Below are 21,015 nucleotides of genomic sequence, written 5' to 3'. Positions count from 1 at the left end.
AATGACTTATTTACCTGCTTCCTTCAACATTGCAGCGAGGTACTCCCAGAACTTTTCGACGCTTGCAATATCAACCTTTTCATCTGGTGAATGCGGGAATCGGATGGTAGGGCCAAAAGATATCATATCCCAATGTGGATAAGCACTTCCCAAAATTCCGCACTCCAAACCGGCATGAATGGCTTTAATTTCAGGGGTTACTCCCCATTTTTGATTATAAACCTCCTGCATGGTTTTTAAAATACCGCTTTGCAAATTGGGTTTCCAGCCCGGGTAATGACCATCGAACCATATTTCGGCTCCAGCCAAGCGAAAAAGGCTCTCCAATGAAGATTCCAAATCCTCTTTGGTACTCTCCACAGAACTTCGCAACAATGCAAGGGCTTTTACCTCGTGACCTTCTGTTTTTACAATGGCCAGATTCAAAGAAGTTTCAACCAACCCCTCCATATCGGCACTCATTCGAATCACTCCATTCGGGCAGGCCTGAATTGCGTTGATTAAATCATCCTGAACAATTTCCTCAATGACAAAGGCTGGGATATCTGTTTCCTCAATTTTAAATAAAATATCTGGTTCGGAGGTATTGTATTCCTGACAAAACTGAACTTCAAAATTGTGTACTTCTTCAACAAATTCAACAACCTCCTCCTTTGGCACGGTTAACACGGCAAAAGCCTCACGTGGAATGGCGTTGCGAAGGCTACCTCCGTCAACATCAGCTAATCTGGCTCCCAGGTGTATAACAGCATGTTTGATAAATCTGAACAGTAATTTATTGGCATTGGCTCGTCCTCGGTTTATATCTAGTCCTGAATGACCACCCTTCAAACCTGTTAGTGAGATTCTGAATGCAACGTGATCATCAGGTACAGGTTCTTCTCTGAATGAGAAAATCATATTGGCATTGGTTCCGCCTGCACACCCTACATACAATTCTCCTTCATCTTCCGAATCAAGATTTAGAAGTATCTCACCATTCAAAAGACCCGGTTTTAAACGATGAGCACCAGTCATCCCGGCCTCCTCATCAATGGTAAATAAACCTTCCACAGGTCCGTGCTGAAGATCATCGGAGGCCAAAACAGCTAAAATTGCAGCCACACCAATGCCATTATCGGCACCTAATGTGGTTCCCCGGGCTTTTACCCATCCATTCTCAATGTATGTTTCAATGGGGTCGGTTTCAAAGTTATGGTTGTTATCGCTGTTTTTTTGAGGAACCATATCAAGATGCGATTGCAGAATCACTCCTTTGCGATCTTCAAAACCTGCAGTGGCAGGTTTTCGGATGATGACATTACCAACCTCATCAACTATGGTCTCCAAACCCAGTTTTTCTCCAAAATTCTTCACGTATTCCACCACCTTTTCCTCTTTTTTAGATGGACGAGGAATGGTGGTCAGGTTGTAAAACTGCTCCCAAAGCTTATCCGGTTTTAGAGACTTCAATGGATGTGTCATATTATCTGTTTTTTGTGGTTATTATTACCCCTGTTGTAACATGGAGGTATTATATTTTCAACTGTGATGCTCCGTGATTTCTCCTAATTACACGGAGAAAGCACGGTGATAAACTAAGTTATGTTTTCCCTCTGTCTATTCTCCGTGAAACTCCGTGATACTTTCTTACTAAATTGGAGCAAGCAACTATTTATATGAGATCCTTTTCAATGCGCCGGTACTCACGTCCATCTCAACAACCACATTGTTTGCATCCAACAGATCGGCCGGCATGCGCATCAATTGACCAAACTGAGCCAGATTCACCTTTTGCTCGTTAAGCAAAAGGGTTCTGTCAATAACCCTGACAACTGCCTCAACAGGATTACAATAAACCATCCCGCGCCGGTTTGGACTTTTGTCATGCTCATCCTTTAAAAAATTATGAGCGACCTGCTCATGAACATCGACTTCAATATAAACCGGAGTTCCACTCACATCCATCGAATCAAGAAATCCGTTCTGATGAGAGAAACGCAAAAGAACCATATTTAATGACCTGCCAGGTCTGGGCACAAATTCATACACTCGGCTTACCTTTTGAGTTCTTGTTCGTCCGGTAAACAGCTCTAAATATGATTGTTCTTTTCGGTCAATTTCAGCCATAACAATGGCATAAGAACCTTCATCGGGCGGCAACAAATCTACATCCCCTTCAAGAATATTAGAACGCATTTGGCGCAGTCTGTAAATCTCCCTTGCAACCTCCTCAGCCATGGCAGTACTGCTGGTTCTAATCAATTGGTCTTCGGTAAAAGGTACATCGTTAAAATTGATATCGGCCAGACTAATAACGGGTTGATCAGATTTTGCAGGTTTGGCAATACCATGAGCAACAAAAGGTACATTTATGCCATGTAAAACGCCGCCTTCAGAAAGAGTTAAAGCGGTAACCGAAGGGTTGCCGCTGGCTTCAACTCTAAACAGCCGGGTTTTATCAGGTCGTCCAATTGTAGTAACCTTCGCCCCCACAATGCGCCACTCTTCCTTATTCTCGGTAATCACATCCGAAACATTCAAAAATCTCTGGGAAAACCGGAAAAAAGGACCCGAACGGGCAACAGTTTTTTCTGCAATGATTTCAACTTGTATGACCGTTTCCGGTAAATAATACCACAATCCGTGTCCGGTTGGATAATCGCTGTTGACTTGTTCTACACTTCCATGGGTTAGAGTCTCTTTGGATGAGCAACCTCCAAAAAGTATAGCTATCAATAAAAATAATCCTATCTGCTTCATTTGAAAATAGTTAAATTGTTTTAGGGTAAAAATCAATTACTTTGTATTTATAAACGCTTTTCCAAGTGAATTTATGATGTCTGATGCAATTAAAGCCTCTTCACCTTCTGTTGAGCAAGCAATATCTCCGGCAAGGCCATGAATATACACCCCGGCCACAGCAGCTTTCCAGGCATCCATCTTCCGTCCCAACATAGCAAGAATTATGCCTGTGAGTACATCTCCGCTTCCTGCAGTCGCCATGCCTGCATTTCCGGTTGAGTTAAAGTAACAAACACCTGAAGGCAGCACAACAGTTGTATAGGCTCCTTTTAAAACCAGTATAATCTTATTTTGTGTAGCAAAATCCTTAGCCTTCTCCAACCGTTCAAATTCGTTGTTCCACTCCCCGACCAAACGCTTGAATTCTCCGGGATGTGGAGTCAAAATCGCATCAGGCGGGAGTTTCTCTTTCATATATGGATTTTGGGCAATGATGTTGATGGCATCTGCATCCAGAACCAAAGGAATATCACCTATGGACTCCAATAGTGCATCCAATGCTTTAACAGCATTGGATCGAACGCCAATTCCGGGACCCACACCAACTGCTGAGAAGGTAGAAAGTTCAGGAAACTCAGTGAACATTAAATCCGACCTATCGATGTTAACCATGGCTTCAGGAACTGCTGCATGCATAACCTGGCAGGTATCGTGAGGCACCTGAACTGTCAGTAGTCCCGTACCCGATTTGAGACAGGCACGCGCTGATAACACGGCAGCGCCCATTTTCCCATAACTCCCGGCAATCAACAAAGTATGCCCCATGATTCCTTTGTGATCGAAACAACTTCGCTGTGGAAGAAGTTCCCTGCAAATATCCCTGTCAATGAAATACCATGAATTGTTAAGTTCGGCGATTTTTTCAGGGTGCAACCCAATATCTATGATCTCCCATTGCCCGGTATATTTGTGGTTTTCAGGGAAAAGAAATGATAGTTTTGGAAATTGAAACGTAAAAGTCCTGCGGGCTTTTACTATTCCATCCGGGTTGTTACCGGAATTATCTTCACCCATCAATCCTGAAGGAATATCAATTGCTACAATCTCAACATTCAATCCATTCATCCATTGCACCAATTCCAATGCTTTTCCTTCTAATGGGCGGTTTAAACCAGAACCAAAAAGACCATCAACAATCACATGATTTGATGAGATGCTTGGTAAATCCTCTAAAGATTGGTACAAAATAACTTTAGATTGCCGAATGTGTTTTAATCTCTCAAAATTTAATGCGGTGTCGGTCGATAAACCATCCGTTTTTAGCAAAAGAATGGTTGTATCATACCCGGCCAGAAGCAACATTCTAGAGAGAGCCAGAGCATCTCCTCCATTGTTCCCTGCTCCTGCAACTACCACAAAAGGACGATCCCGGTATATTGAATCTATTTTATCAAATAACCGACGGGATGCTCTCTCCATCAGGTTTATAGACAGTATCGGTTCATTTTCAACGGTATATTGATCTATTTCAGCTATGGTTTTTACAGGAAATATCTTCATTTAATATTGATAATTTTATGATGCTTTCCAAAAACAGAAAATGATTGAAATTTTCAACATTAACAAATTTAAAAAGAATAGTTGACAGAAACATTATGAAACATAGATAAAACAAACAGTCCTGCTCCAAAAAAGGAGCAGGACTGTTTGTTTAGTTATATGCTAAAAGAGAAAGGCAATGATTAGATTGCAACAATCTGCTTATATCATTTCTATAATCAGGGATTATAATAAATGGGGCCTTGAATACCCAATGGTAAATTAAGCATGATCCAAGCCACAAACATTGGTATTCTTACAATCATAAATGCGATGGCGTATGGCAACATCATTGAAATAAGCGTTCCGATTCCCACATTTTTAACATACTTCTGTGCAAATACAATTACCAGAGGGAAGTATGGAAGCAAAGGAGTAAGTATATTGGAATATGAATCACCGATACGATATGCCGCCTGTGTAGTTTCGGGAGAATATCCCATCAGCATCAGCATAGGGACAAAAATCGGTGCCAATAAAGCCCATTTAGCTGAAGCACTTCCCATCACAAGGTTAACCAACGACGATATCAGGATAAAGCCAACCAACAGCGGAATTCCTGTAAAACCTATGGCTTGCAAACCATCAGAACCTTTCACTGCCAGAACACTTCCCAGATTTGACCAGTTGAAATAAGCTACAAACTGTGCTGCAACAAATGCAATCACAATATACAATCCCATGGTTGACATGGATTTGGCCGTCATATCGGAAACATCCTTATCGGTTTTAATGGTTTTGGCTACAATGCCATATACTAAACCAGCCACAAAAAAGATGATGAACATGATTGGCACCAAAGAACTATAAAATGGCTGAAAACTGTTTGTACCTAAAACTTCATCAAAGTCTCCTCGCAACAATCCGTTTTCTGGAGCAATGGCCAGCACAACCAGACCAATCAGGGCAAGCACCGAAATCATGGACCACATCAGGGCTTTTTTCTCAGTACGGGTTACATCATTGGTTTGCTCTTCCAGATCAAGTCCTTCTTCGGGTGTGTATAATCCCAAACGAGGAACAAGAATTTTCTCGGTAACCCAAGTTCCGGCAATACCAACCAATGGTACGGACGCAGCCATAAGGTACCAGTTAGAAAGGGGGTTTACAGTGTATGCAGGATCAATGAGGTTAGCAGCAGGCTCTGTAAAGGCTGCTATCATCGGATCCAGTCCGGTTGGCAGGAAATTGGCTCCAAAACCTCCGGAAACACCTGCAAAAGCAGCTGCAATTCCTGCGAGGGGATGCCGCCCCATTCCTAAAAAGATGGCTCCACCCATGGGAATCAGCACCACATAACCAGCATCGGCAGCAACCGAGCTGATCATACCGGCTACAACAATCGAAAAGGTTATTAAATATTTAGGAACCTTAGAAACAAACACCTTAAGAGCAACGGCAATCATCCCTGTGTGCTCAGCAACACCAATACCCAGCATAACCACCAACACCAATCCCAGTGGGGGAAAAGTGGCAAAAACATCCACCATGTTGGTAAACACCTGCTGTAAACCATCCTTGGTTAACAGATTTTTAACCTTGATGTATTCAGCTGCAACACCGGTATCAGCTCCGGTTCCAGGCTTCAATACTGAAGTTCCTTCTATTAGCCAGGGAATTCCGCCACCAAATATCCATGACAGAATCAAGACTATCCCCATCAGTATAGCAAATAAAGTTACCGGCTGTGGCAGCTTGTTACCTATCACCTCCACTTTATCGAGGACTCTTTTAAAGAATCCATCTTTCTTGGTTTCACTCATAACTATAATTTTCTTTTGCAGTTACTATATCAATAAAACCCTGTTTAATAACAGGATTAATACTTGCTTCAGGACAAACAAAGTTTCAAAAATAAGATATTTTTTGCAGCCTGATTCTAACAAATATCAGATTTAATCTCCATTATCCGCAAAAGAAAACAAAAAACTCACTACCGGGCATGCAGAATTACCATTGGGAATTGTGGATGCATCACCATTTTTTTTGTCAGACTGGGATGAAAAAGCCTCTCAAAAAAACTGTAGTTATGTCGAACCATTACAACCATTTCAGCAGCATTTTCCTCGGTAAAATCACAAATGCTTCGGCATACATCATCTCCATCCACAAAATGGAAGCTAAGTTTTACGCCTGGGAAAAAAGATGCCACCCGTCTTTCGGATGAGAGTCTGTCTATCTCTTCTTCCTGTATGGCATTGACAAAAAGCAGTTCGGAGTTAAACATATTGACCAGATCCAGAACAGGGGTTGCGATTTTCTGATCAATGGTCTTGAAATCAGTGACAAACACCACTTTATCAGGAGACCGGTATTGTGCTGTTTTAGGTACTGCCATCATTGGATTATGAACGTGCTTGATGACATCATAGGCGTTACTACCTAAAAGAAAATTTTCCAGGGCGCTTTCACCTCTACAACCAAAAACAATAAATTCAGGATCGATGCCATCTTCATGATTTTCTTTGATTAGCACATCAACCAATGGACCAAATCGACTGGCGAGTTCAACCCTGGCATTTGGGTAATCGGAGTGCAGTTCTTCGAGTTCTCTTTTAAGGCCACGTAGACTTTCCTCGGCCATTTCTTCCTTAACTTGCATCACATATGGGCTCCCTCCGAACTCGGCATCATAGGCATTGAGCAGATAAAACTGCACTTTGTGATTCTGAAACATCTCCAATGCATAACGACATGCATTCCTGGCTGTTTCAGAAAAATCTGTCAATAATAGAATTCGTTTCATAATGTAACAGTTCTGAGTTCAACTTACTTCAACTATGCTGTACTATTAATTTGCATAGCCGGGTCAAGCCATCGGGAAACCCCGTTTTACTGTTACTTAATTTAAGAAGAATTACGCAAAAATCAAAGAAAACATCAAGTTTTATAAATACTACTTGTAACGCTCCATCACAAATATTCCAGAAACCCCCTCCGCATCAATGGTACTTCCAACGATCTGACCAAGTTCATTGATAACTCCTTCTCGGCTTTCAGGCAGATACTCATCACCTTCCTTACCAAGTAATAATTTAGTTTTTAGATCTTTGAACTCAAGTTTATTCCCTTTTAAAGAACCTTCAAGATGACAACGCACCATGATGAATTCTTCGTTTTCATCCCACTCCTTAAACACCAGAATACCTGATATATCTTCTCCATCCTGAAACAGTCGCACCTCACCAACTTTACGACCATAGTCAAACTCTTCGTTAAACCTCCAAAAGCCATTGACATTTTCCATGACAAGAAACCTTTTTTAGACAACTAAATTTAATCACTTCTGTCCAATATCCCTTCGATAGAAGTCAATTATTTGCCGAATGGACTCACTGCAAATTTGTGAGTTATCAATTTTATGAGGTGCAATGAACTCGAATCCTGAAATATCATCATGAAACCCGATGCCATCAAAAGTCTTTACTTCACAAACAAACCCAAGGTCGATGGTAAAAACCGTGTACCCTGAAAAAACATACCGATTGGGCCACGAAACCAAATACCTTAGTGAAGTAACTTCCAGATTAAGTTCCTCGTCAATTTCCCGGATAAGAGCATCTTCAACCTTTTCACCTGGATCTACAAATCCACCCGGCAAATCAAGCATCCCTTTATTTGGATTCAATGCCCGACGTGTTAACAGAAGCTCTCCCTTTTCGTTTAAAATGAGCGCGGCCACTGCCGCTGCGGAATTCACGTAAAAATTAAATCCACATACCCCACAGGTAAAAGATTTTTTATCATCGGAGTAAAATTCCGATGATCCACATTTGGGACAATACTTAATTACGTCAACAGGATCGGTCATTACGAGAGATTCTTAAAAGATTATATTATTGACAATAGATCGTTTCCCGATGCATCGGGATTAGAAATTTAGATGCTAGACGATGGCATATGCTTGGTTATAAATATTTACGCACTTAGTCGATAGTTTTGCATATACCTGAAAATCAAATCCAGGCACTTAAAAGCCATTCAGATCCATGGTAACTGTTGGAATTAATAATAAGAATCCCAAAACGCCAAGAATAATGATCAGTGGAGCAATCCATTTAGCCCATTTCACATAAGGAATTTTTGCAACTCCTAACACGCCGATTAACACACCGGAGGTGGGTGTAATCATATTTGTAAAGCCATCACCAAACTGAAAAGCCATTACGGTGGCTTGTCGGGATAACCCTATTAAATCGCTGAATGGTGCCATAATTGGCATGGTAAGTGCTGCCTTTGCTGATCCACTTGGAATGACAACGTTTATGACCGTTTGAATGACGTACATAACTCCTACCGAAGCAACATCTCCTAAATCACTCATTCCGCCTGCCATGGCGTGTAGGATGGTGTGAATAATTCTTCCTTCTTCCAAAATAACAATGATACCACCGGCCAGACCGACAATGAGAGCTGCCGCCATGATGTCTCTGGCTCCATCAAGAAAAAGATTGGTAATTTGATCGGCTGTTTTATTCATGGCCAACCCGGACAAAATCCCCATTGCAAAGAATAGGGCCGCGATTTCCATAATATACCACTGATACCCCATCACCCCAACAATGAGGAAAACAATTGTATAAGCCAGCAGGTTTAGAACAAAAACCGGCGATGAAACCCTTAGGGATAAATATCCTGTAACAGCAAAAAGCACCGTGATTAAAGGGATGAAATACCATGTAAAACCGGAACCGCCACCAATTACAAGGGTGGTTTCAGGATGGGAAAATGAAAAAATAATCAACGCAATTAGGGTAATACCCCATGTAATCCAGGATGATTTATATGTAACAGATTCATCATTATCCACATCATTGATGTGGATATGCTCACGCCAATAAGCATCTTCTTCATAAACCGGAGAATTTTCGGGACGGCGCTTTACACGATTGGCATGCCACAGAATAAATGAGATTCCAACGATATTGATGACCACCCAACAAAACAAACGATATTCAAACCCCGAGAATAATGGCAACCCTGCCAGTCCCTGCGCAATGCCTATGGTAAATGGATTGAGAACCGCCCCGGCAAAACCGAGACCCGCAGCCACAAAAACCATTCCTACACCGGTAATCGAGTCATATCCCAAAGAGATAGCCAGTGGCACCAGGATAATTATAAAGGCAATGGTCTCTTCACTCATACCAAAAACTGCCCCGAAAACCGAAAACATCAGCATGATGAACACGATGATGATGTTGCCGGTTCCAAGCCATCTCATTATCCGGTATTTATCCAGTTGCGAGGTAAATTTCAGAAAAGAACGGATGCCTACATCAATGGCTCTGGATTCGTTAAGAATCCAGAATGCTCCACCAATCATCAGAATAAACACGATGATGCCTGCTTGCCGCTCAAAGCCCTGAAACATGGCAGCAAAAACCTCCCAGGTTTGTGGTTGATTATCGATGGATTCAAAAACCAGCATCCCCTCCTGAACAACACCTTGGTCATTCACAACTGGAACGTACTGTCCACCGGGAACAAACCAAGTTGCAACAGCTGAGATCAAAATCAGGGAAAAGACGATTACATAAGTATGGGGTACCTTTCGAAGCATAAATTATTATTTTTGAATTTCAAAAATAATAAAATTCAAACCAAACACTGATTTTTTCGTATATATTACGGGTCGATGGTTTTTGAAAAAGCCAGTTCAGATCAATTCATCAACTAAAACTTAATTATTTCATATGCGTATTTATACTTGTAAACCAGTCCTTTATTTTTTTTCACTGCTACTTCTGCTGCTGACTATTTCCGGCTGCGGTTCTAAAAGACACCTCAAACAGGCTCTGGAACTTGAAAATTCAGGTTTATTTCAGGATGCCGCAGACAGCTACATGCGTGCTTTGTCATCCAACCGCAACAATGTGGATGCCCGATTGGGACTTATGAGAACCGGACAATTAATGGTTGACACCAAATTAAGAGACTTCATGGCATTTCACAGAAATAACCAGCATGCCGAAGCCGTTAATGCCTTTATGGAAGTTGAAGCATACAGAGCCCGGGTAGCCAATTTGGGAGTGAGGCTGGACATTGACTCCGACTATCAGGTTTTTTTCAACGATTCAAAAGAGAGCCATCTGGAAGATTTATATCAGGATGGTCTGAGAGCCATTGATCTGGAAAACTTCTCTTCAGCTCGTTCAATTTTTCAGGAAATACTGAGCATTGATAACCGATACAAAGATGCTGCCGACCATTTAAAAACAGCAACATTTGAACCTGTTTATCGGGACGGTCTGGAATTAATGGCCAACGGTCTTTACAGAAGTGCCTATAATACTTTTCATTCCATCATTACCAGAACAGGCAATTATAAAAACGCATTACAACTGAGAGAAGAAGCTCTCAAGGAAGCCATGATGCACATCACCGTGATACCATTTATGGCTGTAGAAAGAGAGCACAGACCCAAAGCCAGAGAACTTCAAACCAAAACAATTGGTTCAATTAACCGGCTTGAAAGCCCGTTCTACCGGCTCATCAATGAGCCGGCACTGGCATCCGCCTTTCAAAATCAGAACTTCAGCGATCCTTTGTTGGCCATTGATTATATCAATCGCCGGGGAATTACAATCAATACCGATTACATTTTGCTGGGTAGAATAACCAGAATGTCAGAACAGACAAGCCCCGTACGCAGAACCACACAAAGAGCTTACCTTCAGCACAGCAGAGAAGTAGAAAACGAAGACGGAACAACAGAAAAAATCACTGAATACAGCAAAACAAGCTATACCAAAATTGAAAGAAGAAGTATCGCAAATTTGGGTATTGAGTTTTCTCTTGTTAACTTTAAAACCGGTGAAATTTTGATCAGTGAATCCATCAGCCTTGAAGAGAGGGATCAGATTGAATATGGCGATTTCAGCGGAAATCACAAACATTTAGTTCCCGGAACCTGGAGAGATGCCGATAAGGATCACGAATCCGACCGCGTTGAAACCGGAAGCAGAGCCATCAGGTCATTGCAGGAGCTTTTTGAGGCCAGGAAAGAGATCAAACCGGGAACCGCGTTACTTGAAGAACTTCTAAACTCATCAGCATCCACCATAGCCCGCGAGATAGAACGGTATAACCCCGAAAATTAAACTTTAAAAGACTCATAAATCATGCATATTGCTATGAGATCATCATGCTTTCTTATAACCATAATGCTCTTGGCATTATTAAACAGTTGTGGATCATCCAGAAAAGCCGAAGCAGAATTTGCTTCGCAGCCCGAATGGCTGCGAAGCCGTCCAATCGACAGACAATATTATCATGGAATAGGTTCTGTACCAAAAGCAGGATCACCTCAACTATACCGTGACAGAGCTCGTCAGGCTGCTCTGGACGACCTGGCGGCACAAATCAGAACTCAACTGACCTCTACTACCACTGTTTATCAGGCCGAGGATCGATTTGGAGCCAGAGAGTTTCTGCAAAGCCGCATCGAAACCGTAACCAATGAACACCTGGAAGGTTATGAATTTGTTGACAGATGGGAAAGTGCTGATTATATTCACAAATACTACAGGTTATCGGTATCAGAATACAGCTACCATCAAAACAGGAGAAGAAACGAAGCTTTAACCAGCGCCAGAACAAGATTTGAGCAAGCGGTCATTTATGAACATACCTTCAACTATGCCAGGGCATTTTCCCTTTATACAGAGTGCCTTGAATTGGTAAAGGATTATCTGCACACCGGCACTACCATTGCCATTACCGATGACACCTCCGTTGACATTGGAACTGAATCTTTATCCAGGCTTCATAGAATTTCCAGAAGTCTTAATATTAAAACCGAGACCGAATCAGCAACCGATCGGCAACGCACCGAACAAAACAACAGGCATTTCATCATAGTGAATGAAGATGATCAGCCCATTGCAGATATCCCTGTGCGTTTTGATTATACCGGGAGTTATTTATCAAGAAACCGTGCTGTGAGTAATCAACAAGGGTTGATTGCTTTTCCTGAATTAAGAACCATCAGGGATCGATCTGAGAGGCTAACAGCCACCATAGATCTGCGATTGATGGTGCGTCAGGCCACTTCTGATCTGGAAATCCGAAGAATGGTAGAGAACTGGCAGGGTGCATCTACCGAAATCGTCATCACTGCCGGTGATAACAATTAACGCCGGATGCTATGCCCTTTCATGGCATAGTAGAGAATATAGATGTATGCCGGGATAAAAATCCAGTATGCTCGCTGGTAATCCACTACAGTTGCTGCATCACCTATGGCGAATGCATCTACCAATACGCCGAAAATCAGCGGAAGAACCGCCCCTCCAACAATCCCCATCACAAGAAGTGAGGATCCTGTTTTGGTAAATCGTCCCAAGTCGGCAATGGCCAACGGCCAAATGGCAGGCCACATAAGAGAGTTTGCAAAACTAGCCAAGGCAAGTGCGTAAACTCCATATTCGCCCGGAAGCATGATGAGACAAAGTGATGCAACAATTCCGATGAGAGAGAATACAGTCAATGCTTTCGTCTGCGAGATAAATCGAGGGATGGCGATAACTCCGAAAATATAGCCAAGAACCAAACCAAGCGTCACATACACCGAGAAACTCTCCACAGCAACATCGTGACCAAATACCATTCGGGCGTAACTTACGATAGATGCCATAGGAAGTGTTTCTACTCCAACATAAAGAAATAAAGCCAATACGCCTAGAAGTAGGTGCGGAAACTGAAAAATAGAGGTTTTACCTGCTGCATAAGAAGAACCATCGGCTCCTTCCTCTTCATCCTCACCTTCAGCTTTCACCTCAGGAAGGGGAGCAAAAAAGATAAAAACAGCTAAAACCAACAGTATAATTGTAATCAGGTAAAAAGGTTGAACAACATCGGCCAGATTGGCATTGCTCAAATCCAGAAACATACCCAGAAACAGCGACGATATCCACCAGGCTGTTTTATTGAAAATCCCCATCAGACATATGCGCATCGCAGCACTATCCTGCGGCCCGATAATGGTGATGTATGGATTAATGGCCGTTTGCAGCAGTGTATTTCCCATACCGCCAATAAACAACGCCACCAAAAACATAGGAAAACTTAACATTCGTGCAGAGGGAACAAACAAAAACATTCCCAGAGCCATTAGCAAAAAAGCAACAGCCAAACCGGGACGATAACCTATCTTTTTAAGAATAAAACCAGAAGGTGCACCGAATATAACAAAGGCTGAAAAAATGGCGGCAGTAACAAGATAAGATTGCGCATTGCTGAGTTGAAATGCATTTTGCAGAAATGGAATGAGCATACCACTGATTCCGACACCAAAACCGGTTACGAAAAAAACGATGCTGATGATGCCCATGGCAATCAGAAAATTCTTTTTTATCATGTTCAATTCTTTTTTAAGAAATGTTATTACCTAATTTTGATCTTGGTATTAAAAACAATAGATCGTTTCCCGATAATATCGGGATTAGATTATTAGATATTAGACACAAGCAAGCTTCTTATTATCAGTTAATTGTGCGGCATGACAACAAATCCATATACATTTGACAATCAGATGAATAAAAAAGTTTAACGAACTATTAAAATGCAAATAAATTGATTATAATTTACGCCACTAAGAGTTTTTAAAGATATCCTCTTAGCCGATAAACTGCAATACCAACCCACTCTTTAAGAATCAACTCCCAGGAGCCAAAAACTCCTGCCGATGGCACAATGAACGTTGCCGGGGTGATTGGACTATTTGGATAAAGCGGATCGGCTCCTATTGGTAAAACATCAAAACCCTGTTTTTCAAAAACAGCCTTAGCCCTTTTCATATGCCAGGCTGATGTTACCAGAACGATTTCATTATCCCAACCCGAATCATTAAAAATTTGTGCCGTATAAAAAGAGTTTTCATAAGTATTTCTGGATAGTGAATCCACAACAATCTCCACTCCATCAAGGCTCAAATTCTTTATAAACTCCGACAGGAAAGCTCCTTCTCCCCTCTCCTTGTACATAACAGCAGCAGAACCTCCTGAAATGACTATTCGCTCAACAGGATTCTGATGAACCAACAAAAGGGTTTGCATCAACCGGTCGCCACTTTGCCAAAACCGAATTCGTTCCGACTCCTCATACCACGAACTCATGCCTCCAAGAACCACAATCTGCCTGATGTTTGCATCATTAACCGGCAATGGTTCAGGCGAATCCTCCCATAGAACAACAACTGTACGAAATATCAGCGGATTACTAAAAAACAAACCAACAAAAAGTGCGATATACCAAAGTTTTTTCCTCTGTTTTCGAAAGAAAAATGAAGCCAACAGACAGAGAAGAACCAGATTTAATGGAGACAATAGAAAACCCAAAACTTTGGATAATACGAAGAACATATTATGCAGATGTATTAAATATTCCGGCTGCATCATAAAATGATACAGCCGGAAATGTATTATTAGTCAGTTCTTTTCTGTCTAAAAATAATCTTCACCATACTTTTCAACCACAAAATCCATATCCTTATCACCTCGTCCGCTTAGGTTTACAAGTATGGAGGCTTGAGGTTCCTTTTGCGCCAGCTTTACGGCATAAGCCACGGCATGAGCACTTTCCAAAGCGGGAATAATCCCTTCCAGACGGCTCAATTCAAAAAAGGCATCAATGGCTGCTTTATCATCAATCACATCATAGGTGACCTTTTTCATATCCTTCAACATACTGTGCTCGGGTCCAACGCCCGGGTAATCAAGTCCGCTGGCTACGGAATAAACCGGAGCCGGTTCACCTTTCTCGTCCTGCAACATATAACATTTAAACCCGTGAATAACGCCGGGTTTACCTAAAGTCATGGTTGCAGCATGCTCTCCATTATCCATGGAACGTCCTCCGGGTTCAATTCCATATAGTTTGCACTCATCATCATCCAAAAATCCTGAGAAAAGTCCCATGGCGTTACTACCTCCTCCTACACACGCCACAACGCTGTCGGGTAATTCACCAGTCATGTCAAGAAATTGCTCACGTGCTTCAATTCCAACAACTCGTTGAAAATCTCTCACCATCATCGGGAAAGGATGTGGTCCAACCACGGAGCCAATGCAGTAAATAGTAGAAATCGGATCCTTCAAATAGGATTGAAATGCTGAATCCACTGCTTCCTTAAGGGTTCTTAATCCATGCGACACAGGAACAACCGTTGCACCCAGTACTTTCATTCGCATTACGTTTGGATGTTCCTTTGCAATATCCACTTCTCCCATATGGATTTCGCATTCAAGGCCAAAATAAGCTGCGGCAGTGGCCAATGCCACCCCATGCTGTCCTGCGCCAGTTTCAGCTATCAGCTTCTTTTTGCCCAGATACTTGGCCAAAAGCGCCTCTCCCATACAGTGGTTCAACTTATGCGCACCTGTATGATTAAGGTCTTCTCGCTTAAGATAGATGCGACCTCCATATTTTTCTGAAAGTCGGTTGCAAAAATAGACTGGTGTTGGACGTCCCTGGTAATGTTTCCGGATGCTTCGCAACTCTGAAATAAAATTGTGTGATTTACTGATGGCATAATAAGCATCATTGATTTTTTTCATTTCCTCCTCTAGAACAGGAGGAATAAATGCGCCACCATACTCTTTATAAAATCCATCCTTGGAAGGATATTTCTTGAAATAGTTCTCAGACATAATTTTAATGTTTTTTGATGCTTAAAAGTAATAAATAAAAATTAAAAAGCGTATTATTTATATCAAACAAAAAGCAAACCCCATGAATTACTATATAAAAACAAAAGGAGAAACCTGTAATGGTTTCTCCTTTTTGACTGCATTTAGATAATATTCTATGCTTCCTTATCCATCTCTTTCCATACAAGAGCACTGGCTCCGACGATGGCAGCATCTCCCGCTTTAAGTTTCGAAGGTAAAATCTTAATTTTATTCTTAAAGATTGGCAAAAGGTGCTGTTCCATGCTTGCAATGGTGGGTTTAAAAATGTAATCGCCCGCAGCAGTAGGCCCGCCAAAAAGGAAAATGGCTTCGGGTGCCAAATGGTGTACAGTGTCAGCAAGTCCCTGTCCAAGATATTTTCCGGTCAGTTCAAAAACCTCCTGCGCTACCTTATCTCCCTTCTCGGCAGCATCATATATCATTTTAGAATCAAGTTCCTTAAAAGATTTGTCAGCCAGTAAACTGTCAGCAGCATTATATTTGGCCATCAATTCAAAAGCTGTTCGTTTCATTCCTGGAGCTGAGCAATATGCCTCCAGGTGCCCCAATGCACCGCAACCACAGAGTCTTCCTCCTGGAATAAGGGTGGTATGGCCGCATTCACCGGCAAATCCATCGTGTCCGTAAACCAAATCACCATTAACAATGATTCCACTTCCTACGCCAGTTCCCAGCGTGTACATCACAAAGTTTTTCATTTCCTTTGCTCCGCCATAAATCATTTCACCAAGAGCTGCGGCATTGGCATCATTGGTAAGCGCAAGATACTTATATTCAGGAAATTGCGCTTTTAGAAGGTCAATCAGATGCACAACCCCTTTAAAAGAAAGGTTTGGTGCGTATTCTATGGTTCCACTATAATAGTTTCCGTTTGGAGCTCCAAGTCCAATCCCAAGGATCTCAGAATCAGGATTTGTAAGTTTTACAGACTTTGCCATCTCTTTAACGGCATCTGCCATCTCTTTAACATACTTGTCAATATCGCCATGCGATGGGGTATCAATTCCGCCTTTTACAAGCACATTGCCATCTTCATCCACAATTCCTATAGCGGTATTGGTACCGCCAATATCTATTCCTACTGAGAATTTCTTCATGATTATAGGGGTTTTAATGTGATTATTTCGAAAATTACCATTAAAGATAAGAATCTATCGGAACAGATTCAACAATTAAAAAACCCATCACCGCAATATCGGTGATGGGTTTAATTTTAAAAAAGTATTATGACATCGATGCCGGACGAATCTTGCTTCCTTTAACAGCGAAGAAGAAAATATATAGGTAACACAATGCAGGAACAATGTATGCATAAGTGTAACCATAGTTATCGGCAATTGATCCCATCAATGGAGGAATAATTGCACCTCCAATAATAAGTGCATTAATAATTCCGGAAGCTGAACCTAACTCACCACCTTTAAGGTCTTTAACTGCCAGTGAGAAAATATTGGGGAACATGATTGAATTAAATAAACCAATAGAAACCACAGTCCAAAGCGCTACATGTCCGGTTGTAAAGGTTGTTACCAAACCAAGAATACCGGCCATAAGTGCGAATATTGCCAAAGTACGTGCAGGTTTTCCGCAACCAAACTGCATAATAATAAAATTAACCAGCGCTACTCCGGTGAATATTCCACCAATCTGCCAGTTCCAGTCAGTTACAAAGGCTCCGGAAACCAAAGCCAGTATTAATACCAGAACTGCAAGCATATATTTTTTAGATTTTGCTGCAATATCGGAGAACATAATTGATCCGAAGAAACGGCCAACCATTGCTCCCCCCCAGTAAATAGCGGCATAAGTAGAAGCCATCTCGGCCGAGAGACCAAGGGTGCCACCTCTTAAGTAATTCACCATTAACCCGGCGTTACCAACTTCGGCTCCAACATAACAGAAAATACCAAAAGCACCCATTAAAACATGGGGATAACGGTAAACACTTGCTGGAGCAGTATCCTTTTTATCCACGGCAATAACAGGTAATTTGATCATGAATAAAACCACGGCAACAAAGGCCACAATCAGAGCCATTACAATAAACGGGAAAGGAATTCGTGTTGCAACCTCAAGTCCATAGACAAGTTCCTCGGCTTCGGTTGGCAGAGCAGGGAGTTCCAAACCCCGGAAAATAACTACTGCGATAAGCCAGGGTGCAACCATGGTTGCAATGGAGTTTAATGCCTGAGTTAGATTCAGGCGACTGGAAGCGCCGCTTTCAGGTCCAATGGCAGTAACATAAGGATTGGCAGAAACCTGAAGAAATACAACACCAGTTGCCAGAATAAAAGTAGCCATCAGAAATAAGGGGTAGGATGGGATTTTTGCAGCAGGTATAAATACCAAACTACCAATTGCCATTAAAATCAACCCCATGCTCACAGTCCATTTATACCCAATGCGATTAATCAACATCCCTGTTGGAATAGACATGATTGGATAAGCAATAAAAAAGGAGGAGGTTAATAACTGAGCCTGAAACTCAGTAAGGTTAAAAACCGCCATTACCGGCGCACTCAACTGAATAATAAACGTGGTGGCAAAACCAAAGATAAAAAATATGGCTCCGAATACGGACATGCCCACCAGAACATTGTTGCTCTTCTTTTCCATAGTAAATAATTGTTAGATGTGTTTTGCAATGATACTTTAAATTTAATTTTTTCACAAAATTTCAATATTGGAATTTCATTCTCTAAAAAAAAATAATCTTTTCTTAAATATAGCACAACACCCGTTATACAAGCGCTTCTTGTTATTGATAATGATTTAATTCAGGAACACCGCCAACAGCAATTAACAATATTTAACCACTAATTTTGAATTTACTTACTGTCTATAGCGATATTTGTATGGGGATTTAATAAAAACCTGAATTTAGTTAATCGGTTTTTTATGAAAGGATGATCATCGAAAGATGGCATCCTTTCTTTTTTATCAGATTATTAAGTTTAATTAACCTCATTTCAAAGATTTTCACCGATTTAGAGCATATATTTGTAGTAGATTTTTTTTCATAGATTTGGATTTGGTTAACAAAGGCTGATTTAAGGGGAAAGGACAGATTTTCGAATCTGTCCTTTTTTTATGCAAAACATCGACCTATCATGTCTTAATAAACTGGAAAAGCGTAATCACGCAGTTCCCTAAGAGATAATTATTTCCACTATTAGCGTTTTACCTTAGCTTGTCCTCTAAAAGGCATCACGGTTAAAGCTCCTATTTATAAAGCTCCAAAAGTGTTGAAATTTGATAGCGATTCTAAATGATATTTTGTAGATTTCGTGTTGTTCAATTTCTTATTTCAAAATTATTTTCAAATGAAAAACAGATACTTTGACATCCACGGCCCTGTTTTTTGGCCGGCAACCATCCTAATCATCCTCTTTATAGGCATAACTCTAATTGTTGGTGAGCCTATGGCGCAAATATTCTCCAGCACTCAAAGTGCTATTTCAAGCAATTTTGGTTGGTTGTTCATCATTGCCGTCAACTTCTTCTTCATCTTCAGTTTATACATTGGTTTTGGCAAGTATGGAAACATACGTCTTGGAGGAGATGATGCCGAAAAAGAATTTTCGACTCCGGCATGGTTTGCCATGCTTTTCAGTGCCGGGATGGGAATTGGAATCCTGTTTTGGGGAGTAGCAGAACCTGTTTTTCATTACATGAATCCGCCATTTGGAGAAGGCAGCACGTTAGAATCTGCGGAAAAGGCTATGAATCTTACTTTCCTGCATTGGGGGTTTCATGCATGGGGCATTTATGCTTTGGTGGGACTTTCACTGGCTTTTTTCGCTTTTAACCGCAAACAACCGCTTACAATCCGTTCTGTTTTCCTTCCATTGCTCGGAAAACGGGTAAATGGGCCTATCGGTAATATTATAGATGTTTTTGCTGTACTTGCAACCCTTTTCGGTCTGGCAACTTCTTTAGGACTGGGTGTAAAACAGGTTAGCGGAGGGTTACATCACGTATTTGGCACGCCAAATACAGTAGCAATGCAGGTTTTTCTGATCATAGGAATTACCCTTATTGCAACCATATCGGTGGTAACCGGTATAAAAAAAGGTGTACGCTTTTTAAGTGAATGGAATTTAAGAATTGCGGCCATCCTATTGCTTCTGGTTTTGATTGTTGGCCCTACATTGTTCATATTTAAGTCATTCATTCAAAACATTGGTAACTATCTTAATGAAATGCTCCTGGTTTCAACATGGACAGAGGCATACCGCGATCGTGGCTGGCAGGGTAGCTGGACGGTGTTTTACTGGGCATGGTGGATTTCCTGGTCGCCATTTGTGGGGATGTTTATTGCCAGAGTCTCCAAAGGAAGAACCATACGGGAGTTTATTTTTGGAGTGCTACTGGTACCATCATTAATTACCTTTTTATGGCTTACGGCCTTTGGAGGCTCCGCCATCTGGCTCGATTTAAAAGGAGTTGTTCCCGGCCTGGGAGAACGCATTGTAGCAGACGAGTCAACGGCTCTCTTCGTCTTTTTTGAGAATTTCCCTCTATCAACAATTGCCTCTATCATTGGAATTCTTTTGGTTATGAGCTTTTTTGTCACCTCATCAGACTCCGGCTCTCTGGTTATTGATTCCATTACCGCCGGAGGAAAACTTGATGCTCCTGTGGGACAGCGCATCTTTTGGGCCAACACCGAAGGAGCAGTAGCGGCAGTTCTTTTAATTGGTGGCGGACTAACAGCATTGCAAACAGCGGCAGTTACAACCGGTCTCCCATTTCTCATTATTTTATTGGTTATGATTTATAGTTTAAACAAAGGCTTAAAATCGGAAATGGCAAGAACCATCTACCTATCCAAAAGTGAAGACAAAAAATCGTATGAGAAGAAAATTGCCGGCATGATTGCCAAACGATTAATAAAAAAAGAGTCAAAAAAATAGATTGAAACATCTGTTCCCGCAATTCATTACGCGTATGCGTAATGAATTGCTGTCCATTATAGGAAAACCAAAAACATCAGAAA

The 21,015-nt window shown here is 41.4% G+C and carries 16 protein-coding genes; 3 read left to right on the top strand and 13 right to left on the bottom strand.

Annotated elements, in window-relative coordinates; all coding sequences use genetic code 11:
• Positions 1-6 precede the first annotated feature (6 nt).
• The 8 genes from B5X70_RS04270 to B5X70_RS04235 all read right to left on the bottom strand — a co-directional run bounded on the left by B5X70_RS04270 (position 7) and on the right by B5X70_RS04235 (position 9,886).
• A complete protein-coding gene (locus B5X70_RS04270; RefSeq protein WP_079556642.1) occupies positions 7-1,464 on the bottom strand; it encodes an aminoacyl-histidine dipeptidase in 1,458 nt (485 codons plus the stop codon).
• Between the two features lie 186 nt (positions 1,465-1,650).
• Positions 1,651-2,742 (bottom strand): DUF4831 family protein, encoded by a 1,092-nt coding sequence (locus tag B5X70_RS04265; protein WP_079556641.1) that lies wholly within the window; start codon positions 2,740-2,742, stop codon positions 1,651-1,653.
• A 36-nt stretch (positions 2,743-2,778) separates the two neighbouring features.
• Complete coding sequence (locus tag B5X70_RS04260; RefSeq protein WP_079556640.1) at positions 2,779-4,284, bottom strand: NAD(P)H-hydrate dehydratase; 1,506 nt, start codon at positions 4,282-4,284, stop codon at positions 2,779-2,781.
• Between the two features lie 218 nt (positions 4,285-4,502).
• The gene (locus B5X70_RS04255) at positions 4,503-6,086 is read right to left on the bottom strand and encodes an AbgT family transporter (RefSeq protein ID WP_079556639.1); all 1,584 of its coding nucleotides are present in this window, start codon (positions 6,084-6,086) and stop codon (positions 4,503-4,505) included.
• Between the two features lie 170 nt (positions 6,087-6,256).
• On the bottom strand, positions 6,257-7,069 hold the full coding sequence (locus B5X70_RS04250) for a universal stress protein (RefSeq protein ID WP_079556638.1): 813 nt from the start codon (positions 7,067-7,069) through the stop codon (positions 6,257-6,259).
• A 150-nt stretch (positions 7,070-7,219) separates the two neighbouring features.
• Positions 7,220-7,570, bottom strand: coding sequence for a hypothetical protein (locus tag B5X70_RS04245; protein ID WP_079556637.1), 351 nt, complete (start codon positions 7,568-7,570; stop codon positions 7,220-7,222).
• Between the two features lie 33 nt (positions 7,571-7,603).
• Positions 7,604-8,134 carry an NUDIX domain-containing protein gene (locus B5X70_RS04240; protein ID WP_079556636.1) on the bottom strand — a complete coding sequence of 177 codons (531 nt, stop codon included), beginning with the start codon at positions 8,132-8,134 and terminating at the stop codon, positions 7,604-7,606.
• 159 nt (positions 8,135-8,293) lie between these two features.
• Positions 8,294-9,886, bottom strand: a complete 1,593-nt coding sequence (locus B5X70_RS04235) for a YfcC family protein (RefSeq protein ID WP_079556635.1) — start codon at positions 9,884-9,886, stop codon at positions 8,294-8,296.
• A gap of 133 nt (positions 9,887-10,019) precedes the next feature.
• On the opposite strand from B5X70_RS04235, the gene B5X70_RS04230 reads away from it, so the two are divergent.
• Positions 10,020-11,426 (top strand): hypothetical protein, encoded by a 1,407-nt coding sequence (locus B5X70_RS04230; protein WP_079556634.1) that lies wholly within the window; start codon positions 10,020-10,022, stop codon positions 11,424-11,426.
• A 69-nt stretch (positions 11,427-11,495) separates the two neighbouring features.
• Positions 11,496-12,461: an LPP20 family lipoprotein gene (locus B5X70_RS04225; RefSeq protein WP_157666509.1), complete on the top strand. Its 966-nt coding sequence runs from the start codon at positions 11,496-11,498 to the stop codon at positions 12,459-12,461.
• Here B5X70_RS04225 and gluP read toward each other — a convergent pair.
• The 5 genes from gluP to B5X70_RS04200 all read right to left on the bottom strand — a co-directional run bounded on the left by gluP (position 12,458) and on the right by B5X70_RS04200 (position 18,632).
• A complete protein-coding gene (gluP, locus tag B5X70_RS04220) occupies positions 12,458-13,684 on the bottom strand; it encodes a glucose/galactose MFS transporter (protein WP_079556632.1) in 1,227 nt (408 codons plus the stop codon). The genes B5X70_RS04225 and gluP overlap by 4 nt on opposite strands.
• Positions 13,685-13,928: 244 nt before the next feature.
• Positions 13,929-14,687 (bottom strand): YdcF family protein, encoded by a 759-nt coding sequence (locus B5X70_RS04215; RefSeq protein WP_157666508.1) that lies wholly within the window; start codon positions 14,685-14,687, stop codon positions 13,929-13,931.
• 81 nt (positions 14,688-14,768) lie between these two features.
• Positions 14,769-15,974: a tryptophan synthase subunit beta gene (gene trpB, locus B5X70_RS04210; RefSeq protein ID WP_079556630.1), complete on the bottom strand. Its 1,206-nt coding sequence runs from the start codon at positions 15,972-15,974 to the stop codon at positions 14,769-14,771.
• 155 nt (positions 15,975-16,129) lie between these two features.
• Positions 16,130-17,113 (bottom strand): ROK family protein, encoded by a 984-nt coding sequence (locus B5X70_RS04205; protein ID WP_079556629.1) that lies wholly within the window; start codon positions 17,111-17,113, stop codon positions 16,130-16,132.
• Positions 17,114-17,240: 127 nt separating this feature from the next.
• Positions 17,241-18,632, bottom strand: coding sequence for a sugar MFS transporter (locus tag B5X70_RS04200; protein ID WP_079556628.1), 1,392 nt, complete (start codon positions 18,630-18,632; stop codon positions 17,241-17,243).
• A gap of 707 nt (positions 18,633-19,339) precedes the next feature.
• Between B5X70_RS04200 and B5X70_RS04195 the strand changes: the two genes are divergently transcribed.
• Positions 19,340-20,932 (top strand): BCCT family transporter, encoded by a 1,593-nt coding sequence (locus tag B5X70_RS04195; RefSeq protein WP_079556627.1) that lies wholly within the window; start codon positions 19,340-19,342, stop codon positions 20,930-20,932.
• The last annotated feature ends 83 nt before the right edge of the window (positions 20,933-21,015 follow it).

The sequence above is a fragment of the Alkalitalea saponilacus genome, from assembly GCF_900168165.1.
Classification (GTDB): Bacteria; Bacteroidota; Bacteroidia; order Bacteroidales; family Marinilabiliaceae; genus Natronoflexus; species Natronoflexus saponilacus.
This window is presented reverse-complemented; position numbering and strand designations above follow the sequence as displayed.